Origin of the sequence: Streptomyces sp. XH2 (assembly GCF_049725035.1) — a bacterium.
Classification (GTDB): Bacteria; Actinomycetota; Actinomycetes; order Streptomycetales; family Streptomycetaceae; genus Streptomyces; species Streptomyces roseoverticillatus.
On the sequence record NZ_JBMMMZ010000003.1, the window covers coordinates 109,339 to 127,703 of the forward strand.

General features: G+C 70.2%; 25 protein-coding genes. 24 read left to right on the plus strand and 1 reads right to left on the minus strand.

The features are described 5' to 3' along the window. Positions 1–121: 121 nt before the first annotated feature. Positions 122–685 carry a helix-turn-helix domain-containing protein gene (locus ACOTKD_RS07450; RefSeq protein ID WP_424888390.1) on the minus strand — a complete coding sequence of 188 codons (564 nt, stop codon included), beginning with the start codon at positions 683–685 and terminating at the stop codon, positions 122–124. A 233-nt stretch (positions 686–918) separates the two neighbouring features. Here ACOTKD_RS07450 and ACOTKD_RS07455 point away from each other — a divergent pair, with 233 nt between their 5' ends. From ACOTKD_RS07455 to ACOTKD_RS07570, 24 genes are all read left to right on the plus strand, one after another. Next, positions 919–1,236, plus strand: coding sequence for a helix-turn-helix transcriptional regulator (locus ACOTKD_RS07455; protein ID WP_424888076.1), 318 nt, complete (start codon positions 919–921; stop codon positions 1,234–1,236). A gap of 115 nt (positions 1,237–1,351) precedes the next feature. Beyond that, positions 1,352–2,251, plus strand: coding sequence for a YqaJ viral recombinase family protein (locus ACOTKD_RS07460; protein ID WP_424888077.1), 900 nt, complete (start codon positions 1,352–1,354; stop codon positions 2,249–2,251). After that, complete coding sequence (locus ACOTKD_RS07465) at positions 2,248–2,667, plus strand: hypothetical protein (RefSeq protein WP_424888078.1); 420 nt, start codon at positions 2,248–2,250, stop codon at positions 2,665–2,667. The genes ACOTKD_RS07460 and ACOTKD_RS07465 overlap by 4 nt, the downstream gene beginning before the upstream one ends. A 66-nt stretch (positions 2,668–2,733) precedes the next feature. Continuing rightward, positions 2,734–3,711: a mucin-2 gene (locus tag ACOTKD_RS07470; protein WP_424888079.1), complete on the plus strand. Its 978-nt coding sequence runs from the start codon at positions 2,734–2,736 to the stop codon at positions 3,709–3,711. Further along, positions 3,708–4,115: a hypothetical protein gene (locus ACOTKD_RS07475; protein ID WP_106674890.1), complete on the plus strand. Its 408-nt coding sequence runs from the start codon at positions 3,708–3,710 to the stop codon at positions 4,113–4,115. Before ACOTKD_RS07470 ends, ACOTKD_RS07475 begins: the two co-directional genes overlap by 4 nt. Positions 4,116–4,371: 256 nt before the next feature. Continuing rightward, the gene (locus ACOTKD_RS07480; protein ID WP_424888080.1) at positions 4,372–4,674 is read left to right on the plus strand and encodes a WhiB family transcriptional regulator; all 303 of its coding nucleotides are present in this window, start codon (positions 4,372–4,374) and stop codon (positions 4,672–4,674) included. Then, positions 4,671–4,865, plus strand: a complete 195-nt coding sequence (locus tag ACOTKD_RS07485; RefSeq protein ID WP_424888081.1) for a hypothetical protein — start codon at positions 4,671–4,673, stop codon at positions 4,863–4,865. The genes ACOTKD_RS07480 and ACOTKD_RS07485 overlap by 4 nt, the downstream gene beginning before the upstream one ends. A 29-nt stretch (positions 4,866–4,894) precedes the next feature. Beyond that, positions 4,895–5,527, plus strand: coding sequence for a hypothetical protein (locus ACOTKD_RS07490; protein WP_424888082.1), 633 nt, complete (start codon positions 4,895–4,897; stop codon positions 5,525–5,527). Positions 5,528–5,684: 157 nt separating this feature from the next. Continuing rightward, positions 5,685–5,879, plus strand: a complete 195-nt coding sequence (locus ACOTKD_RS07495; RefSeq protein WP_106674886.1) for a hypothetical protein — start codon at positions 5,685–5,687, stop codon at positions 5,877–5,879. A 25-nt stretch (positions 5,880–5,904) separates the two neighbouring features. Next, positions 5,905–6,810 (plus strand): class I SAM-dependent methyltransferase, encoded by a 906-nt coding sequence (locus tag ACOTKD_RS07500; protein ID WP_424888083.1) that lies wholly within the window; start codon positions 5,905–5,907, stop codon positions 6,808–6,810. Between the two features lie 458 nt (positions 6,811–7,268). After that, on the plus strand, positions 7,269–7,415 hold the full coding sequence (locus ACOTKD_RS07505) for a hypothetical protein (RefSeq protein ID WP_424888084.1): 147 nt from the start codon (positions 7,269–7,271) through the stop codon (positions 7,413–7,415). A 528-nt stretch (positions 7,416–7,943) separates the two neighbouring features. Further along, a complete protein-coding gene (locus tag ACOTKD_RS07510; protein WP_424888391.1) occupies positions 7,944–9,314 on the plus strand; it encodes a Vps62-related protein in 1,371 nt (456 codons plus the stop codon). A gap of 164 nt (positions 9,315–9,478) precedes the next feature. Then, positions 9,479–9,907, plus strand: coding sequence for a hypothetical protein (locus ACOTKD_RS07515; protein ID WP_424888085.1), 429 nt, complete (start codon positions 9,479–9,481; stop codon positions 9,905–9,907). 454 nt (positions 9,908–10,361) lie between these two features. Beyond that, the gene (locus tag ACOTKD_RS07520; protein ID WP_424888086.1) at positions 10,362–11,675 is read left to right on the plus strand and encodes a terminase; all 1,314 of its coding nucleotides are present in this window, start codon (positions 10,362–10,364) and stop codon (positions 11,673–11,675) included. 20 nt (positions 11,676–11,695) lie between these two features. Then, the gene (locus tag ACOTKD_RS07525) at positions 11,696–13,090 is read left to right on the plus strand and encodes a phage portal protein (RefSeq protein WP_424888087.1); all 1,395 of its coding nucleotides are present in this window, start codon (positions 11,696–11,698) and stop codon (positions 13,088–13,090) included. After that, the gene (locus ACOTKD_RS07530; RefSeq protein WP_424888088.1) at positions 13,087–13,869 is read left to right on the plus strand and encodes a hypothetical protein; all 783 of its coding nucleotides are present in this window, start codon (positions 13,087–13,089) and stop codon (positions 13,867–13,869) included. The genes ACOTKD_RS07525 and ACOTKD_RS07530 overlap by 4 nt, the downstream gene beginning before the upstream one ends. Positions 13,870–13,982: 113 nt before the next feature. Further along, entirely contained in the window at positions 13,983–14,489 is a 507-nt protein-coding gene (locus ACOTKD_RS07535) for a hypothetical protein (protein WP_424888089.1), read from the plus strand. Between the two features lie 30 nt (positions 14,490–14,519). After that, the gene (locus tag ACOTKD_RS07540) at positions 14,520–15,491 is read left to right on the plus strand and encodes a phage major capsid protein (RefSeq protein WP_424888392.1); all 972 of its coding nucleotides are present in this window, start codon (positions 14,520–14,522) and stop codon (positions 15,489–15,491) included. Between the two features lie 347 nt (positions 15,492–15,838). Beyond that, the gene (locus ACOTKD_RS07545) at positions 15,839–16,156 is read left to right on the plus strand and encodes a hypothetical protein (protein ID WP_424888090.1); all 318 of its coding nucleotides are present in this window, start codon (positions 15,839–15,841) and stop codon (positions 16,154–16,156) included. After that, the gene (locus ACOTKD_RS07550; protein ID WP_424888091.1) at positions 16,138–16,500 is read left to right on the plus strand and encodes a hypothetical protein; all 363 of its coding nucleotides are present in this window, start codon (positions 16,138–16,140) and stop codon (positions 16,498–16,500) included. Before ACOTKD_RS07545 ends, ACOTKD_RS07550 begins: the two co-directional genes overlap by 19 nt. A gap of 39 nt (positions 16,501–16,539) precedes the next feature. Beyond that, on the plus strand, positions 16,540–16,851 hold the full coding sequence (locus ACOTKD_RS07555) for an HK97 gp10 family phage protein (RefSeq protein ID WP_424888092.1): 312 nt from the start codon (positions 16,540–16,542) through the stop codon (positions 16,849–16,851). Continuing rightward, entirely contained in the window at positions 16,851–17,237 is a 387-nt protein-coding gene (locus tag ACOTKD_RS07560; protein WP_424888093.1) for a hypothetical protein, read from the plus strand. Before ACOTKD_RS07555 ends, ACOTKD_RS07560 begins: the two co-directional genes overlap by 1 nt. Positions 17,238–17,302: 65 nt before the next feature. Then, entirely contained in the window at positions 17,303–17,902 is a 600-nt protein-coding gene (locus ACOTKD_RS07565) for a phage tail protein (protein WP_424888094.1), read from the plus strand. A gap of 76 nt (positions 17,903–17,978) precedes the next feature. Next, complete coding sequence (locus tag ACOTKD_RS07570; RefSeq protein WP_424888095.1) at positions 17,979–18,323, plus strand: hypothetical protein; 345 nt, start codon at positions 17,979–17,981, stop codon at positions 18,321–18,323. Positions 18,324–18,365 lie beyond the last annotated feature (42 nt).

Consider the following 18,365-nt stretch of genomic DNA (forward strand, 5'->3'; position numbering starts at 1 on the left):
CCCATTTCAAACTGTGAAGCGGCCGTCCGATCATGAATCGGCTGCACAGATGCGTGCAAGTGGCATTTACAGTGGTATTTGCTTGAAATGGGGTTGTGTTTGGGACGAACCTGTTACAGGTTTACAGGTTTTCCCCGTCAAACCGGCGGACGGCCTCGTCCACCGCGTTGCGGTCGCTCTCGGGCCCGCCGTCGCCCTTGGCGGAATGCGCGACCGCTTCGAAATGCTCCTGGGTCAGCCGTGGGCGCTCCGACTGCGCGCGCATGGTGAAGGCGAGGAGCCTTTGGGTGGCTGCCTCAAAATCTGCGATCGCCTCCGGCGGGGCTCCGTGCTGCTGACATGCCATCTGGAACTTGAGTGCGCCGTACATGGCTCGGGCGACCTCATCGATTCCGCTCATGGCGGGCTTCACTTCCGCCTCCACCACGGGTACCTCGGGGGCCGAGGTCGGGGCGGGCATGCCGGATAGAACGTCGTCGACGCAACTGGGCGCCCAGCCCAGCGCGGTCGCGATGAGTGTCAGGGTGTACGGTCGCCGACCTTTCGGGGCGGTACCTCGCTCGGCGTTCTTCACGCTGCCCACGGACACGCCGGCGCGTTCGGCGAGTTCCTGCTGGCTCAGGCCCTGGCGCTCCCGCTCCTGGCGCAGGGCGGCGCTGAGTACCGGCCAGCGCTCTTGTGGCATGTCGGTCACGATCCTTGCCCCGTCGTTGGCTAGCCGTGGTTTCCCCGGTCGTGGTCAAAGTACGTCCCCCTTCTCTTGATCTGCAACGCGTCGAAACGCGCCGCAACGCCATGGAACGCCATGAGGTCATCGATGTCAATCGAATGGCTTTTAACGCTTGTTTCGTTGTCCTTCGTTGTCTAAGTTGATGGCGCGGGGGGCAACAAGGCCCCCGCTGAACCCAGGGGGGTTTTGTGATCACTGGCGCCGTCATCGCCTCATCCACGGCCCATGCAGACGTCATCCGGCCGGCTGTCCTGCGCACCGCGCAGGCCGCCGCCTACCTCGGCGTGGCCGTCCCGACCCTGCGCACCTGGCGTCACCGCCGCCGCGGGCCCAAGTCCTTCCGCATGGAAGGCCACGTTGTCTACCGACTCGTCGAACTCGACGCCTACTTGGACGCGTGTGAGGCGGCCGACTCCCGGTCGAACCCGGAGTTGAACCCGCTCAACCAGGCGCGGCCGAAGCGCGACCGGTCCGGCCGCCGCGTGAGTGAGCGGTGGGCGGCATGAGCGCCTGGGTCATCGTCGGGTCCCTGCTCGTCGGCGGGGCGACCGCGGCGTGGCTCATCCGTACCGAGGGCATGCCCGGCCGCCGACGTGGCCGGCACCGCGGGGGTGACATCCGATGACCACACCGCAGATACCCGCCGCCCGCCTCCTGGGCACCTTCGCCCCGGGCACGGCCGAGTGGGATCGCGCCCGTTCGGGCCTCGTTATCACTGCTACAGAAGTTGCGGCCGTCATGGGACTGTCGCCCTGGCGGACCCGCGCGTCCCTGTGGCACAGGAAGGCCGGGACCGCCCCGGCAAAGACGGTCGCATCCACAGCCGCCATGAAGTGGGGCACCCGCCTGGAGCCGGTGATCGCCGACGTCTTCGCGGAAGCCCACCCGGACCTCGCCGTCCACACCACGGGCACGTGGGCCAACCGGGCCCGGGGCTGGCAGCGCGCCACCCCGGACCGCATCCTCACCCCCGCCGACGGCGGGCCGGCGTCCCTGCTGGAGATCAAGACCAGCCGTCACGAAGAGGACTGGGCCGACGGCGTTCCCCTCTACTACCGCTGCCAGGTCCTTTGGCAGCTCGACACCCTCGGTCTCGACACGGCTCACGTCGCGGTCCTGGTGGCAGGACAGGACTACCGCGAGTACACCGTCCCCTACGACGCTGCCGAGGCTGAAGTGCTGCGGGAGTCGGCAGCCGAGTTCTTGCGGAGCGTGGCTGCGGGCGAGCCGCCGCTGTCGGACGAGCGCCCGGTCCTGCCCCCTGCTTCCGGGCGCGTGCCGGAACCGGTGGGTGACGTCGACATCGCCCCGGACCTCGCCGAGGCGTACCGGTCCGCGGTCCTCGATGCTCAGCGCGCCGACGCCCGTAAGGCGGACCTCGCCGCCGCCGTCCTGGCCGTCATGGGCGATGCCCGCCACTGCCGCGCGGCCGGACAGAAGATCGCCACCCGGACCGTGCGTCCCGACGGCAGTACCCGGTCCCTCATCCCCAACCGCACCTACATGAAGGCAACAGCATGACCAGCTCCACGCCGGCCGCCGCCGTCCACACCGTTCGGGACGACGCCGCGACCACGCCCGGGGAAGCCGCCCCGGGCGCGGTGCACCTTGACCAGTTCCGCGCCCAGCGGCGCGCCAATTCCCTCCTCGCCCGCATCCGCGCGGCGGCCGATCGCGACCAACTCGCCCTGGTGCAGGAACTCATCCTCGACCACGGCCTGACGGAAGGGGAGTTCTCCGCCAACGACTTCCGCCGTCAGCTTCCGGACGGCCTGCCTCACGGCCTCCTCGGCGCCGCGGTGCGCGGCCTGGCCGCCTCCGGCGCGATCACCGCCACCGGCCGGACGGTGCCGAGCACGGCGCCGGCGACGCACGGCCACCGCATCACCGTCTACCGCATCACCGCGGCGCCGGAGGAGACAGCACCCGCGGCGTGAACACGCCCGCCCGGTGAGCGGGCGGGCCGCGTGCAATCAGTCAGGACCAGGGGAGGGGAACAGAACATGTGGGCGCGGCTGGACGATGGCTTCCACTCACACCCGAAGATCATCCGGGCAGGCAACGCTGCCGCCGGGCTGCTGGTGAGGGTCATTTCGTATGCAGGTCAGCACCTGACGGACGGCGTCATCCCGGGGGCGGTCGTGCGTGAGTACGGGACCGCGCCGCAGATCCGCAAGCTGTCCGCCGTCGGGCTGCTGCACACCGCCGGGCACGAGTGCGTGCGCTGCCCGCAGCCGGACCCCGGCGACTACCTCGTCCACGACTTCCTCGCCTCCAACCCCTCCAGATCCCGCGTCGAAGCCGACCGCGAGCGAGCAGCCGAGCGCCAGCGGCAGGTACGAGCGGCAAAAACCGCCGCTGCTCCGGACGCGAACCGCGCACGAACCACGCCCGCTTCACGTCCGAAGCGCACGCGAAACGACGCCGATTCGACCCCTCGTTTTCCGGCAGCGCCGCAGGTCAAAGAGGTGCGTCACGCCGGACGCCTCGCGGGCGCGCACGTAGACCCGACCCGTCCCGACCCGAGTTCTATCCCTACCGGGATAGAACAGTCCCCCCTTCACCCCCCACAGCGCTCACCGGCCGGGCCGGAAGCGGCTGGCGTCCCCGCCTTCGCGCAACCGCTCGCCGATCAACTCGCCGCGGCCGGATGCCACGTGGGATGGCGAACCGACAGCGCCGACCGCGACGCACTCCGCAGACACCTCGACCGCATCCCCGCCGACCGGCTCGTGGACGCCGCACGCCGTGCATGGAACCCCGCCAACCCGCCACGCACCATTCGTTACCTGCTGAAGGTCTGGGATGCCCTCCCCGACACCCCCGCCGATGCACCCGCCGCACCCCTCCCCGGCCCCTTCGTGGACCGGCACCAAGCCGCCAGCGACGACCAGTTCGCCCGCGCCCTGGACCGCGCCCGCGCCCGCATGGCCGCCGAAGACGCTGCCGAGACCGACGCACAGAAAGCCCTGATCTCGTGACCCCCGAAGAAACCGTGGCCCTGACCCGCTATGTCCGCGCCATCTGCCCCGGCCAGCGCTTCGACGAGTACACCCCCGACGCCTGGCACGACGTCCTCGCCCCCTACAACCTCGCCGACGCCCGCGCCGCCGTCATCGCCCTCGTGGACAGCGGCAAAGCCTTCGTGGCCGTAGGCGAGATCACGGCGAAGGTGCGCGAACTGCGCGCCGGCCGCTCCCGCCACATCCACGGCCCCGGCCAGCACCCGGAGATCCCCGACGCCGACCCCGACGACATCCCCGCCTACCTCGCCGCCGTCCGCGCCCAGCGCATCCGCGCCGCCGACCCCACCACCCGCCGCCGACCCCTGGCCGAACTCCTCGCCGCCACCGGCCGCCACGTCCCGAAGGAACTCCGCCCTTGACCAGCCGGGGGAGTGCGAGGAAGACGGCGCCCGCCGCATCGGCTTCCGCGTCTACCTCTCCAGCCTCTCCTGCCGCTTCTGTCACACCAAGGTCAACAGCGGCCACAACGGCCCCTCTCGCGGCCCCGCACCCGCAATCGCGGCCTATGACCGGCAGGAGTCCGTAATCGCCCCACACGGAGCCGTACAGCCATTCGAGCCTGCGGGGTCGGTTCTGCCCTGCCCCGCCCCGCCAACAAGCGCCCACAGGAACCTCGTGCCGCCGATCAAGATCACCCCACCGCCCTACGTCCCCCGCAGTAATGAGTACCGCGTCCCCTGCGCGACCGCCCCCGCCCTCTTCTTCCCACCCGACCGGCAAGAGCTGCCGAAGGAGTACGCCGAGCGCGTCGCTGCGGCCAAGGAGGTCTGCTCCGGCTGTGCCATCCGCTCTACCTGCGGTGCCTGGGCCCGCGAGCACAGGGAGTGGGGCATCTGGGGCGGTCGCACCGAAGCGGAGCACGCCTACCGCCCCACCTCCCGACGCCACATCGCACGCACGGAAGCCGCCGCCGCATGACCAGAACCACCGCCACCACCATCACCGACGACCGCCTGGACGACCTTTACGAGCGCCTCGCCACCGCCGCCCACATCGCCGACACCCTCCTGTGCACCACCCACCGGCGCACGGAGATCGTCATCACGCTGCGGGACTTGTGCGCCGGCGACATCACCCCAGGCCACGCCATAGCCCAGATCGCAGCCTGACCCCGTCGGCAGCAAGGAGGACGCACACCATGACCGACCCCAGCCGCCCCACCTGCACCATCTGCCACCGCCCCCTGTGGGCCGACGAGTGGCACCGATTCGCGTGCCGTCCGTGCGAACGACGGATCGCCGACCACCTCGACCACCTCCCGGAACTGATCCACGATCTTCATGGACTCCTGACCCCCGGATCCCGTCGCGCGCTGGACGGACCCATCACCCGCTCCAGCGTCGAACCGCCGGCCCCGATCCGCCTCGACATCCTCGACCGCATCACCGCCGCCGCGGCCGTGCTGGACACCTGGCTCGCCGACTGGCACGACCACCTCCAATGGCCGTCCCCCACGTACCGCACCGATCCACTTGCCGAGGCCGCCGCCGCCCTGCGGACCAACCTGCCCTGGGCCGTCGAACAGCACTTGGCGATAGACGATTTCGCCCAGGAGATCGCCGACCTTCACAGCGACGCAACCGGGCTCCTGGACCCCGGCAAGCGCGCCCGGCGCATCGGGCACTGCCCCGCCCCCGCACCCGACGACCCCGCGCAGGCGTGCGGCGCCGTCCTGCGCTACATCCCCGGAGCGGCCACCGTCACGTGCCGGTGGTGCCGCACTACCTGGGACGCCATCGACCTGGGCGCAGCGCTCGCCCTAGCCGTCTGACCAGCAGAGGTATTTGGGGATCCCCTCCGGCCGTGTCACACTCAATCGCAGCACCCCCCGTATGTCCGCATACCGGTGCGAAAGCCAGAAAGCCCCTCCGGCCCCTCCCCCCCCCGGCCGGAGGGGCTTTCTCGTACCCAGGCGGAGGCAGACGCACGTGTCCCCAACCACTCCCCTTATCTGCGACACCGTCGCCGCCGCCCACCACTTTCACGTCACACCCGCCACGGTCCGCCAGTGGATCCACCGCGGCCACGTCCGACGGTCCGGCTACGACCAAGCCGGTCGGGCCCTGGTCGACCTGCGCGAAGTCCGCGACTACGTGACCCAGCGGGGCACCACGGCAGCGTGAGCGCCTGCACGAAAGGTCGCGCCCCGTGTCTCAACTCGCCCTGATCGACGCCGCCCCCGTGACCACCGGGCGCGTCCTGCCGGGCATACAGCCGTTCTCCGTCCTCCGGACAGACCTGGGCCCGTGGCGAGACCGCCGCCGCGCCTGGGAAGACCTCGGGCTGCACAGCCGACGAGGACGCGACGTCACCACCTTCAACACCGGCGGTTCCTTCGGCCGGAGGCTCGCCGACGTCAACGGCGGGCTCTCCACCTTCGATCCGGTCCTCGCAGAGGCGTCCTACACCTGGTACTGCCCGGACGGCGGGCAAATCCTCGACCCCTTCGCCGGCGGCTCCGTGCGCGGCCTCGTCGCCGCCAACGGCGGTTTCCGGTACACCGGTATTGACCTGTCGCCCGTCCAAATCGACGCCAACGAGGAAGCCGCCGCAGACTGGCGCACCCGCGACCTCCTCGCCTCCGAACCTCGATGGATTCACGGCGACGCGCTCGAAGAACTCCCCGAACTGCCGACGGCCCACGCGGACTACGTCTTCACCTGTCCGCCGTACCACGACCTTGAGCGATACAGCGATCACCCGGCCGACCTCTCCGCCATGAGATGGTCGGAGTTCGCCGAGGCATACAGCGCGATCATCGCGGAGACCGTTCGCTGCCTCGCGCCCCATCGGTTCGCCACCTGGGTCGTGGGCGAGGTCCGCAACAGCGGAGGAATCGCCCGCGGCCTCGTGCCGCTCACCATCGCCGCACACGAAGCGGCCGGCGCCCGCCTCTACAACGACGCGATCTTGGTCAACACCCTCGGCACCGTCCCCATGCGACTCGGTGCCCAATGGCGCGCGTCCCGCAAGATGGGCAGACACCACCAGTACGTACTGACCTTCATCAAGGGCGACCCCCGCAAGGCCACCGCCTCACTGCCGACTCCCTGACCCACCACCGCCCCCACCGGGGTAGCCGGTCCCTGCCTCCGGGGAGGCACCCGCACCGCACGGGTGAGCCGGTTCGACTCCGGCCGGGATCACCAGGGAGTCCGCACCGCCCACTAGTAACCGGTCCTCGACATCGAGGGCGAGCCGAACGGGGTCGCAAGCCCGTGCGGACTCCTTACACGCCCGCCTGACCCAAGGGAGAGGTGCGCGGCCAATGCGCAGCCAATTGGCTCGGTTATGCCGCAGAGATCCCGGTTCGAACCCGGGGGCGGGCACCACACACCCAACCGTCACCTGCCGCTGCCCGGAGGTGACGGCCCCTGCCCTGGCACACCAGCAACCGCGCCGACCGCCTCCCGGGGAACTGGGCCACCATCCGGACCCGCGTCCTTACTCGCGACCCGGTGTGCCGCATCTGTGGCGTCCGTCGTTCGACCCAGGTCGACCACATCAAGGCCATGACCGACGACCACCGTGACCGCGCCCTACAGGGCGTATGCGGCCCCTGCCACGCCCAGAAGAGCGCGGCCGAGGGCGCCGTCGGCCGCGCCCGCCGCCCCGGCCGGCGCCGCCCCGACGACCCCCACCCTGGACGACTGGGGTAACTCTGTGTGACTGCCCCCTGGGGGGTGACCCCCCTCCCCGGTTCCGACCCAGGGCGATGGGTAATGCACTTGCCTTCCTGTACGGGTTTCCGAGCCCGCGAACCGGGGTCTTGATCAGCGTTGCCCGTGCATCACGCATCCCGCCGCTACTCGGGGTGGCCTGCCGAGGTCGTGAGGCAACGCGCGGGAACCGCCCGTCCCCACGAGTAGCTCGCACCTCTGGTGCGGCCGGTAGGGGCGTAAGGCGGGTGGTCTCCCGCTCCCTCTTTCCCTGAGGAGCCATGCACGCCTTCGCTGTGAGTAATTCGTGCTGGTCAGAACAGGGAAGGCGACCTCCGTGCAGGAATGCATCCCGGTGCAGGGGTGCTGCGGCAGCCACCTCTCTGTCTGGGCCAGGTGAGACTTGGTGTGTGACGGGAGGCTTCGCCTCGTTGGCTTGATCAGTAGCAAGGTGGCCGTTCCGGACCATTCCTTCTCGTATTCAGCCAGGTTTCGCTGCTATCGCCTGATCTTCAATGCTGCCTCCTACTGTCGGGGCACCAAAGCAGCCGCGACGAGGGGTTTTCCATGGTTGAAAGCGCACGGTACGGGGCGATCGACTTGGCCGTAACCTCCGGGTTCACCCGGGTGTGGGACGACAGGGGGTCAAGGGCCGACCGGAACGGGGCGTTCTTCTCCCCGAACGTCTCCTGGAACAACTGGCTGGCCGGCTGGCGGATCCTGGCCCACGTCGGCCGACCCAGCTACGTGGACATCAACCACCAGGCCACTGCGCTCCTGGCCCGCAGCGCCTCCCACGACATGCTCAGGCCCCCCACGGACTTCGAGCTCATCTGGCGGGACCGGGGATCGGGAGCGGACGCGAACGGCGCGGTGTGGCGGCCGATCCCGCCCGCCGGGTACGTCGCGCTCGGCGATGTGTTCACCGGCTCGTGGGCCAAGCCCGACCCCGCCTGGCACGCCTGTGTCCGCAAGGAGGCCGGAGGACGTAAGTACGTCCGGGAGGCGCAGATCGCCGAGCTGATCTGGGACGACCGCGGTTCCGGGGCCGATGCGAACGTGTCGGTGTGGCAGGTCCGCAACCCCGGGTACCCCTCGGACAGCGAGGAGCGGCTCATCCTCGAAGCAGACGCCTTCGTCGCCGGCAACCAGTACACCAGGCCCAGCCGCACGGTGTGGGTCCTGGACCTGCCCGCCCTGGTGGTCAAGCGCAACCCGCCGCAGGTCCCGGTGCTTGCCTCGCACCAGGAGCCGGATCCCATCGCCCAGGTGACCGACCGCTCGGTGACGGTGCCCTGCACGGTCATCACGGATCCCAACGCGACGCCCGCGTGGCAGGCGCAGTACTCCCCCTTCTACACGCTGGAGCGGCGGGTCAACTACACGCTGAAGATGTTCCGCAACAACCAGCACGGGACAGTCGAGCAGCCCGACAGCCAGGCCGTCAGGACCGGTGTCTCAGAGGAGCAGAGCGACGAGTTCAGCGAGCGCACCACCATTACGGTTACCGCCTCGGCCGGAATCAACATCAAGGCGTTCTCCTCCTCCGTGGAGACCAGCGTGTCCAGGGAACTCGGCTACAGCAGCCGTTACGGAGTCACCCAGCTCAACGAGACCACCACGACCTGGAGCATGGTCACACCGCCGCACTCCTCGGGCGCACTGTGGTCGGCCACCCACGAGATCATCGCCCTCCGCAAGGACGGCGACACGGTCGGCGGCCAGGGCGGCCTCACCTTCGACGTCGACTCCCGCGTCTCGGGCGAATACCCCAGCGGCGCCGGGCTCAAGGTCTTCGTCGACGACACCGAGACCACCGCCGACGACCTCAAGGCCCAGCCGTTCGGCGAACCCGAGACCAGCATCTCCAACGACGCCCCCGACTTCATCACCGACTGACAAGCCCAAGCCCCGCCGCGCCCGCCTGCCGCACCATCCGGGCGGGCGCGGAAGGGTGAAGCGGGGCTGTGGGTGGTCGATGACAGCTTCGGCCTTCTCCTGCACCGGAACTTCCTTCCCTCTCAGTGGATATCTGATGAACACAAGCGGCCGGAGGTGATCGCGTGGGCACCCGCGGGCCCGTGCCGAAGCGTTCTGCAGAGCGGCGCCGCCGCAACAAGGACGGCACCGAATCGGTACGCGCATCATCTGCTCCAGGCGCGGTCGAGTGGCCGGAGCCGGAGGCTGGTTGGCACGCCATCGCCCGTGACTGGTACGTCTCCTTGGGCGCCTCTGGCCAGTCACAGTTCTACGAGCCCTCCGACGTGGCGACCGCTCGCTACGTCGCCGAGGCCATGTCCCGGAACCTCGCGGCCGGTGCCCGGTTCTCTGCCCAGCTATTCGCCGCCGTCTCCTCCGCCATGACCGAACTCCTCACCACCGAAGGCGCCCGACGCCGCGTGCGCGTTGAGCTGGAGCGGGCGCCCGCCGAGGAGGAGACCCCGGCCGGTGTGACCGCCATCGCGGACTACCGGGCCGCTCTCGGCGCCTGACGCCTGACTCCCGGAGGGGGTGGTCGCCGCGACCGCCCTCGCCGAAGAGGATCTTCCCCCGGACGTCATCGAGCCGGTGGTCATCGGCCCGACGTGGTGCCGCGGGCCCGACGGGCGGTTCGTCCTACCGGAGTTCTCGCTGGGCTGGCACGTCCTGTCGTGGACCGCTGAGTATCTTCAGCACTCCGCCGGAACGCCCTGGAGGTACACCCCGGAACAGGCACGTTTCACTCTCTGGTACTACGCCGTCTCTCCGGAGACGAATCGATTCCTCTACCGGGACGCGGTGTTCCAGCGGTTGAAGGGCCACGGGAAAGACCCGCTCGCCGCGACCTACGCCGCGGTGGAGTTCGTGGGCCCGTGTCGGCCGTCGGGCCGTGTCGCCGGTCCCAACGATCCCTCCGGGGTTCCGGAGGGGCAGCCCCTCGGGCAGCCCCATCCGGATCCTTGGGTGATGCTCGCGGCGGTCACGCAGTCGCAGACCCGCAACACCATGATGATCTTCCCGGGGCTCTTCAGCCCGCGGGCCATCGAGGAATACTCCATCGACCTCGGCAAAGAGGTCATCTACGCCCACAAGGGCCGGGCCCGGATCGAGGCTGTCACCTCGTCGCCCCGCGCTTTGGAGGGCTCCAGGGCATCCTGGAGCTTGATCAACGAGCCGCATCACTGGCTGTCGACCAACGGGGGCCACGATATGGCAGCCGTGATCGAACGGAATGCCACCAAATCGGCTGACGGCTCCGCCCGAACCCTCGCAATCACGAACGCTTACGAACCGGGGGAGAACTCGGTCGCGGAGCGGACGCGGGAAGCTTGGGAGGACGCGCAGGCTGGCCGCGCCGTGGACACGGGTCTTCTCTACGACTCCCTGGAGGCCCCGCCCGGTGCCAAGCTGACGGCCGCATGGGCGCCGAAGGTGATCGAGGCCGTTCGCGGGGATGCTACCTGGCTGGACATCGACCGCATCGTGGCCTCGATTCTCGACGTGCGGAACCCCGCCTCCCGGTCGCGCCGGTTTTGGTACAACCAGATCGTTGCCGCAGAGGACGCGTGGTGCGCGCCCTATGAGTGGGATGCCTGCGCCCGGCCCGACTTGACCCTGTCCGACGGCGACGAAGTCGTGCTGTTCCTCGACTGCTCCAAGAGCGACGACGCCACCGGCCTGGTGGCCTGCCGCATGTCCGACGGCCACGTCAGCACCCTCGGGGTGTGGCAGCGACCGCCGCAGGTCGACGTGTGGAACGTGCCGCGCGAGGACGTCGACGGGGTGGTGGACAACGCCTTCAACAGGTTCCGGGTGCTGGCGTTCTTCGCCGATCCCGGCACGGGCGAGGACCAGGTGGACGGTAGCCGCTACTGGGACCGCTTCATCGACGCCTGGGCGGAACGGTACGGCGCCCGGCTCCTGGTCCACGCGACGACGACCGGCACCCGCCGGCATGCCGTCGAGTGGGACATGGGCGGCGACCGCCGCCGCCAGGAGGAATTCACCCACGCCGTGGAGCGTGCTGAAGTGGACATCCTGGAACGGCAGTTGACGCACGACGGCCACAAGGTCATGCGCACCCACGTCCGCAACGCGCGACGGCGCACGAACGCCTTCGGCATCACGATCGGCAAGGAACACCGGGCCTCCCCCCGGAAGATCGACCTTGCCGTCTGCATGGTCGGCGCCCGCATGCTCCGCCGCCTCGTCATCACCAGCAGCAAGTACGGCAAGCGCCCCCGGGCGCGCGGTAAGGGACGCGTGATCGTCCTCGGATAGCAGCGAGGAGACCACGCACCTTGTCCACCCCTGCCCTGCCCACCCTCGCCCTCGCCGACGCCGAGGCCGCCACGCTGTCCCGGCTGGTGGCCACGGCGGCCGAGGACACATGGCGCCTGCGGACGCTGGACGACTACTTCACCGGCCTGTCCCGCATGGCGAACCTCGGCATCGCCGTGCCGCCGGCGCTCCAGGCCGTCCGTACTGTCACGGGGTGGCCGCGGATCATCGTGGACGCCCTGGACGAGCGCCTCGACATCGACAGCCTGAAATGCCCGGACGATGTCGGGGCCGAGGCCGCGGTGGGCGCCATCTGGGACGCCAACGACCTCGCCGTGGAATCGCAGCTCGCGCACCAGGACGCCCTGGTCTACGGCCGGTCGTATCTCGCGGTCGGCGTTGACGAGTGGGGCGATCCGCTCGTGTCGGTGGAGTCGCCGCAGCACATGAGTGTGGACTACGACGTCCGCACCCGCACCGTCCGCGCGGCCCTGCGCCTGATCACCGCGGGTCCCCAGAGGTCCGCCACCCTCTACCTGCCCGATCAGACGGTCTACCTGGAAGGCTCCGGGACCGGGTGGACGGTGGCCGACCGGCAGCCACATAGCCTCGGCGTGGTCCCCGTGATCCGCCTCGCCAACCGGCAGCGGATCGCCGACCGGCGCGGCTCCTCCGAGATCACCGAAGAGGTGCGCGCCCTGACCGACGCCGCGTGCCGGACCCTCCTGGGTCAGGAGATCGCGAGGGAGTTCTTCGCCGCCCCGCAGCGCTATGTCCTTGGTGCTTCCGAGGGAAGCTTTCAGGGCCCGGACGGCACGCAGCGAAGCGCGTGGGAGACCTACATCGGCCGCTACCTCGCCCTGGAGCGCGACGAAGACGGCGCGGTTCCCGAGGTCGGTCAGTTCCCGGCCTACGACCCGGGCGTCTACGGCCGCATTGTCGACACCTACGCCCGCCTCGTCGCCGGCGTCACCGCCCTGCCCGCGCACATGCTCGGCTACACCACCGACAACCCGGCGAGCGCCGAGGCCATCCGCAGTGCGGAGGCCCGGCTGATCAAGAAGGCAGAGCGGCGCCAGCGGAGTTTCTCCGGCCCGTGGTCGCGCGCGATGCGCCTCGCCCTCCAGCTCACCGGCGTCACCGCACCCGTGCCGACCGTCAACGTCCAGTGGCGCGACCCCTCCACCCCGACGGTGGCCGCCCAGGCTGACGCCACCACCAAACTGGTGGCCGCCGGGGTATTGCCGGCGGACTCGGAGGTCACGTTGGAACGGGCCGGTATCGACCGCGCCCAGCGGCAGCGCATCGCCGCCGACCGGGCCCGCAGCGCCGGCCGGGACGCCCTGGACCAGATCGCCCGCACCCTCACCAGCGACAACCGCGCCAGCAAGGCCGACTACCAGGCCGCCGCATGAAGATCCTTCGGGCACTCGCTGACGGGCACCGCCGCAGGCAGGAAGCCCTGTCACGGGTCCTGCGGACGGAGTACCTGACGGCATGGGCGCGCCACCGAGCCGCACCCCCGGGCCCGGAGGCCGAGCGGGCGTGGTCGGCGACGGTCGCGCGCATGGTCCATAAATACGGGCTGGCCTCTGCGTCCCTCGCCGCCGACTACTACGACGAGGCCCGCCGGGCTGCCGACGTGAAGGGCTCCTTCATAGCGACGGTGGCCGACCCGCCACCCCTGGCTCAGATCACCGCCGCCCGCAACGCCGTGCGCCGGACCGCCGCATCCCGCCCCCGCGACGAGCACGGGGCGGAAGCCGTGGAGGCGTGGCGCCGCACGCAGCAGGAACGCGACCTTGCCGCCGTGCAGCGCCTCGCCGCGCAAGCCGGCCGCCGCACGATCGAGCAAGCCGCCCGCGCGGACCCCGAGGCCATCGGATGGGTGCGCGTGACCGGCGGCACCTGCTGCGCCTTCTGTGCCCTCCTCGCCATCCGCGGACTCATCTACGGCGACCGCACCCGAGCGGTGCGCACCAGTTCCGGCGACCCGTACCACGACCGCTGTGCCTGCACCCCCGAGCCGGTCTTTCGAGGCCGGACGTCCGAGGACGAGCCGCAGGTCGCCGAGTGGGAAAAGCTGTACTACGACGCCTCCCACGGCGTGTACGGCACGGAGAAGCTCCGAGCCTTCCGGCGTGCTTTCGATGCGAAGTACGGCAGGGGCCGCGCCCCCGCCCCGACCGCCTGACACCCCCTGCCCCGTTCCGCAAGGCCGCCTTCCGCTGCCCGCCCTGCCCTGCCCCCCGGCCCCGTCACCCACCCCTGTGATGTGGCCTTTTGCACGCCCGGAGGCTGTCACTCATGCCCCACCCTGACCCCACCACCGCGCCGGACGGAACCGCCGTCCAGGACGACGCGCCGCACCCCTGGGAGGACCCCACCGCCGCCCGCACGGAGATCGAGCGCCTTACCGCCGAGCTAGCCGGCCATGCCGCGCGCGTCGCCGAGCTGGAGCCCGCCGCCGCCCAGCTGTATCAGCTCCAGGAGGCCGGTAAGACCGAGGCCCAGCGACTTACGGAGCGCGCGGAGGCCGCGGAGCGCCTGGCCGAACAGACCCGCGCCGAGTTGATCCGCGCGCAGGTCGCGCACTCCAAGGGCCTCACCGCCCGACAGGCCGCACGCCTCGTCGGCACCACCCAGGAGGAACTGGAGGCCGACGCGGACGAACTGCTGGCCGACCTCACCCCCACACCGGCCGGCCACCGCCTCATGCCGCCAGACCCCTCGCAAGGCTCTTCCGGCCAGCACACCGCCGCCGACCCCGCCGCGCTGTTCGCCGGACTCCTCCACAACTCCCTCCACCGCTAAGGAAGTCGCGCCATCGCCAGCACCACCCCGATCCAGACCCGCGGTGTCCCCTCCCAGCTCCTCCCGCCGGAGATCACCGCCCCAATCTTCGACCGCGCCGTAGAGTCCTCGGCCGTCATGCAGCTTGCCCGCCGCGTGCCGCTCTCCCTCACCGCCGAGACCGCGATCCCCGTGTCCGGCGACGTCCCCCTCGCGGACTGGGTCGACGAGGCGGGCACCAAACCTCTCGGCTCCACCTCCATGACCGTGCGGACCATGCGCGGCAAGAAGGTCGCCGTCCTCGTCCCCGTCAGCGCCGAAGTGGCCATGACCAATGCGGCGGGCGTGTACGCGCAGCTTCAGCGCGACCTGCCCACCGCACTCGGCCGCGCCTTCGACTACGCGGCCATCCACGGCAAGACCATGGCCGGCGCGAAGGGCCCGTTCGAGGACCACCTGACCGCCACGCCCAACACCGTGGCTCTTGGCACGACTGCTCAGTCCAAGGGCGGTATTTACGCCGATGTAGTCACCGGCCTGAAGAGCGTTGCCGCGGCTGGCTACGACACCACCGGTTTCGTGGCCGACCCGCTCCTGAAGCCCGAGCTGCTGCTCGCCACCGACACCAACGGTCGCCCGATGTTCGTACCGGACCCGGCGGGACAGGGCACCGTCTCCCGAGGCTCCCTCATTGGCTACCCCGTTGCTTACAACCGGGGCGTGGGCGGCAAGCTCAACAGGCAGTCCAGCACCGCCGACACGGGCCTTCGCGCGGTCGCCGGTGACTGGGACCAGGCCGTCTACGGCGTGGGCATGGACATCTCGATCAAGACAACCGACGTCGGCACCTACGTCGACGCCGACGGCCACGTACACAGCGCCTTCCAGGAGAACCTGATCTTGATGCTGTGCGAGGCCCACTATGGGTTCACGATCGGCGACAAGAGCGCGTTCGTCACCTACACCGCGCCTGCCATCGCGCCGAAGGCACCGAAGCAGAGCGACTTCACACTGGCCGCCTAGGCTTCAGGGCTGGGCGGCGTCGGGCCGAGGGGAGCCCCCGAGGCTTCCCCAGCCCGACGCCACGGGAAGTGTGCTGCTCTCAGAAGAGGCCGGCCAAGAGCCCGACGAAGGCGTGGATCCCGGCTGCGGCCAAGCCCAAGAGCGGACCGACGTGGGGCAAGATCATCGCTGCACTCCTGTCATATGGGCCGCTCATCATCACGGCCTGGTGGCCGGATCAACGACGCCCCGTCCGGTCAGACACGTCCATACGCACGCGGCAAGGGCGGTGATCGCTGTTGTCTGCTGTTACGCCGCAAGACCTCGCCGACCTCCTCGGCCAGGACGTGCAAGAAGACCGGGCGCGAATGATCATCGCCCAGGCCGAGGCCCTGTGCCGGGCCGTGGTGAGTCCCCTTCCCGAGGGTGCTGGCGCCGTCGTCCTGTCGGTCGCCGCCCGCGCGTACGCCAACCCGCAAGGCATCGTGGCCGAGACGATCGGTCCGTACAGCGTCCAGCGGCCCCATTCCCAGGCCGGTCTGTACATGACCCGCGACGAACGCCGGTCGCTCAAGCTCATGGCCGGCCGTGGCGGCGCCTTCACCATCAACCCGACCCCACCCGGGGCAGGGGCGCCGCCGGGCCGCCCGGCGTCGTGGGATCTGCCGTGGTGGTACGACCAGTGATCAGCCTGCCCCCGTCACGGTTCGGGGAGACGGTCACCGTCCTGCGCCCCGGCCCGCCCGTCCGGGACATCTACGGCAACGACACGCCCGGCCCCGACGAGGAGCACCCGTTGCCCGGATGCGCGATCGCCCCGGGCCCCGGCGGCGAGATCGTGGGCGGCCAGGACACCGTCACCGAACACTTGGCGATCTACGCCCCCGTGACCGCCGACATCCGGCCCACCGACCGGCTACGGATTCGCGGCCTGACCTACACCGTCCACGGGCCGGTAGAGGTCTACCGGTCCCCCCTTACCGGCACCACCGCAGGCGTGCAGATCACCGCTCGCCGCGTCACGGGATAGCCCCTTGTCCACAGGCTGTAGAGGAAGGGGGCCGTCGTCGTGCCACCGAAGGTGAAGGTCAACCGGGCTGGGGTCCGTCAGCTCCTCAACTCCTCCATGATCGCAGTGGCCTTGGTGGAGCGTGCGGAGGAGATCAAGGCAGTGGCCGAGGCTACTGCCCCCGTGGACTCCGGCACCTATAAGGCGTCGTTCGAGGTGTGGGCCCGGCGCCGGATGGGTGTGCGCAAGGACCGCACGGGCGCCGTCGTGATCAACACCGCGCGTCACGCCCGGTTCGTGGAGTACGGCGGTGACGGTGCCCCGGCGCACCACACCCTTCTGCGAGCCGCGACCAGCCGCCGGGACACGTGATGTGGCCGGACGCTGAAGCGGCGTTGATCGCCTGGCTGACCCCCCGCATAGGCGTGCGGGTGTGCACTGATGCCCCCGCCGACCTGGACCACGCCGTCCCCCTCCTGCGTCTCCAGCGGATCGGGGGCGGCGACGACGGGTTCCGTCTCGACCTGGCCGTGGTCGACATCGACGCCTTCGCTGCCACCAGGGCCCAGGCCGCCGGCTTGGCCGCCCGTACCCGTGACGCGCTTCTCGGCTCCCTGCCCGGAGCCGTTGTCCCGACGGCCGCCGCGGTGTTCACCGCTGCTTCCACCGTCTCCGCCCCGGCGTGGCGGCCGTGGGACAACCCGGCCGTGACGCGGATCGGCGGCACCTACGCAATCCGCCTGCACCGGCACCCCTGAACTACCGCTCCGCCTCGCCTCCGCCCACCCTTGGCGGTGGCCTGCCCTTTCGAAGGAAGCCCCTCTTGATTCAGATCACCCGTGCGGCCGACCTGGCCATGGTCGGTGCGAACGGCGGCGGTTGGGTCGCGCCGGAAGGCACCGCCGGCCCGATCGCCCTCGGCGTCCCCGCCGCCCCCTGGGCGGGCCTGGGTGCCATCTCTGACGACGGCCTGAAGTACGGCATTGACGAGGATTCGAAGGAGTTCACCCCGTGGGGTGTGACCTCGGCCTTCCGTACCCAGGTCACCAAGTCGGTGCGGACTTTCGGCGTGACGATGTGGGAGACGAAGAGCCCCGTCGTCAAGAGCCTGATGTTCCGCATCCCGGCCGCGGACCTCGCCCCCGGCCCTGACGGCGTGGCCAAGTTCGCGGAGAGCGCGTCCCCGTCGCCCGACCGGCGGTCGTTCTACTTCATCGTGGCCGACGGCGACTCGCTCGAAGGCTTCTACGTGCCGTCGGGCGAGATCACTGACCGGTCGGACGTCCAGTACAAGGGCGAGGACATGGTGGGCTACGAGGTGAAGATCACCGCCTACCCGGACGCGGCGAACAACACCGTGTACCACCAGTTCACGGCGAAGGCCCCGGTCGTGCCGAAGGATCTGCCGACCACCAAGAGCTGACCCGCCCCCGGCCTCCCGCGCCTGCTTCCCCCTCCTCACATCACCCCGGCTCGGCCGGCTGAACTTCTAAGGACCCATGACCGTGACCACGACCGCCCCGTCCACGACCGACCGCGCCACGGCGGGGCAGGAGACCGACGCGACCACCGACTACGTGCCGGTGGAGCTGGCCGGCTACCCGGTGCGTGCCCTGCCCTCGCAGCGCTGGCGCGCCTCCCACCTGCGCGCCCTGAACTCAGGTGACCTCGACCGCTTCGCCGAGAGCGTGCTTCACCCCGACGACGTCGATGCCTGGTACGAGGGCGACCCGACGCAGGACGAGATCGGCAAGTGGGTCGCGCAGGTCGCTGAGGCCGGTGGCGAGGCGCTGGGAAAGTCCAGTGGACGCACCGGGTCCTCGAAGAGCATGCGGAAGCGGTAGAAGCAGACCTACGGCGGTACTACCCCGGTACGGACCTGCTGG

What these genes read in the sequence shown, in the direction of transcription:
- ACOTKD_RS07450 (WP_424888390.1), bottom strand. Translation starts at nt 685, where the DNA reads ATGCCACAAGAGCGCTGGCCGGTACTCAGCGCCGCCCTGCGCCAGGAG.
- ACOTKD_RS07545 (WP_424888090.1), top strand. Translation starts at nt 15,839, where the DNA reads ATGATCATCGCCCAGGCCGAGGCCCTGTGCCGGGCCGTGGTGAGTCCC.
- ACOTKD_RS07505 (WP_424888084.1), top strand. Translation starts at nt 7,269, where the DNA reads ATGACCGACGACCACCGTGACCGCGCCCTACAGGGCGTATGCGGCCCC.
- ACOTKD_RS07465 (WP_424888078.1), top strand. Translation starts at nt 2,248, where the DNA reads ATGACCAGCTCCACGCCGGCCGCCGCCGTCCACACCGTTCGGGACGAC.
- ACOTKD_RS07535 (WP_424888089.1), top strand. Translation starts at nt 13,983, where the DNA reads ATGCCCCACCCTGACCCCACCACCGCGCCGGACGGAACCGCCGTCCAG.
- ACOTKD_RS07530 (WP_424888088.1), top strand. Translation starts at nt 13,087, where the DNA reads ATGAAGATCCTTCGGGCACTCGCTGACGGGCACCGCCGCAGGCAGGAA.
- ACOTKD_RS07520 (WP_424888086.1), top strand. Translation starts at nt 10,362, where the DNA reads ATGCTCGCGGCGGTCACGCAGTCGCAGACCCGCAACACCATGATGATC.
- ACOTKD_RS07570 (WP_424888095.1), top strand. Translation starts at nt 17,979, where the DNA reads ATGACCGTGACCACGACCGCCCCGTCCACGACCGACCGCGCCACGGCG.
- ACOTKD_RS07560 (WP_424888093.1), top strand. Translation starts at nt 16,851, where the DNA reads ATGTGGCCGGACGCTGAAGCGGCGTTGATCGCCTGGCTGACCCCCCGC.
- ACOTKD_RS07485 (WP_424888081.1), top strand. Translation starts at nt 4,671, where the DNA reads ATGACCAGAACCACCGCCACCACCATCACCGACGACCGCCTGGACGAC.
- ACOTKD_RS07470 (WP_424888079.1), top strand. Translation starts at nt 2,734, where the DNA reads ATGTGGGCGCGGCTGGACGATGGCTTCCACTCACACCCGAAGATCATC.
- ACOTKD_RS07460 (WP_424888077.1), top strand. Translation starts at nt 1,352, where the DNA reads ATGACCACACCGCAGATACCCGCCGCCCGCCTCCTGGGCACCTTCGCC.
- ACOTKD_RS07490 (WP_424888082.1), top strand. Translation starts at nt 4,895, where the DNA reads ATGACCGACCCCAGCCGCCCCACCTGCACCATCTGCCACCGCCCCCTG.